Raw genomic sequence first — 750 nt, 5'->3', positions numbered from 1 at the left:
TTGTTCCCGTTGTGGGTCGTGGTTGCGGGCGCCGTTCATCGGCTGCTCTTTTGTTGGTTTAGGCTGCGCGGGCAGCGATACGGTCGCGAATAAAGCCAAGCACCTCGCTTTTGACGAAGGCGATGCGGCGCTCGCCCATTGGCACTGCGGCCGGAAAGCGTCCTTGGTCTCTTAGCCGATTGAGAAACGTGCGTGAGAGGCTGGTCATGCGGGCAGCCTCGTTTAGCGAAACGAGTTCGAGATTGTCGTTCATAAGATTCCTCTTTAGCGCCCGAGCGGAATCGAGCGCGCGCAAAACGTATGGGATTTGTGGAAGAGGATTGACCGGCGCTTTGCACCGCCCTCGTTTCGTGAGGGCCTACGACGGCGATGCCGCTGCTCAGTGGCTATCCAAGATAACCATGGCGGCACTTATAAGCGTTTTCGCCTTGCGTGTCAAGAAAAAACGAGTCTCGCAAAAAGAAAGAATGTCAAGCAGTTTTTATTGTCGCGTCAACTTGCCGCAATAATTGGCCCAATCCGACATTAGCGCGCGCCGCTTCTCTAGCGCATCGCCGCGGCGATAAGCTCGCTCGACGTCGTTGCCGACCAAGTGCTCAAGCGCCCATTCCGCAATCTCGCGCGGATAGTTCGTCTCCTCCCCGGCCCAGTCGCGGAACGTGCTGCGAAAGCCGTGAACAGTCACGCCAGGGCGCTTTTCAGCCATCACCTCGCGCATGCGGCTGTTGCCTATCGGCCGGCCCTCGCGCG

Annotated in this window: 1 protein-coding gene and 1 pseudogene; both read right to left on the bottom strand. The window is 58.4% G+C overall.

Annotated elements, in window-relative coordinates; translation table 11 throughout:
- Positions 1 to 58 precede the first annotated feature (58 nt).
- Positions 59 to 253: an AlpA family phage regulatory protein gene (locus EN780_RS36075; RefSeq protein WP_127392575.1), complete on the bottom strand. Its 195-nt coding sequence runs from the start codon at positions 251 to 253 to the stop codon at positions 59 to 61.
- A 228-nt stretch (positions 254 to 481) separates the two neighbouring features.
- A pseudogene (locus EN780_RS36070) lies at positions 482 to 750 on the bottom strand (integrase); the annotation flags it as partial.

This window comes from Mesorhizobium sp. M4B.F.Ca.ET.089.01.1.1 (assembly GCF_004022605.1).
In the GTDB taxonomy this organism is placed as follows: Bacteria; Pseudomonadota; Alphaproteobacteria; order Rhizobiales; family Rhizobiaceae; genus Mesorhizobium; species Mesorhizobium abyssinicae.
This window is presented reverse-complemented; position numbering and strand designations above follow the sequence as displayed.

Excerpts from the sequence above, each read along its gene's own strand:
- EN780_RS36075 (WP_127392575.1), bottom strand. The coding sequence starts at position 253 with ATGAACGACAATCTCGAACTCGTTTCGCTAAACGAGGCTGCCCGCATG.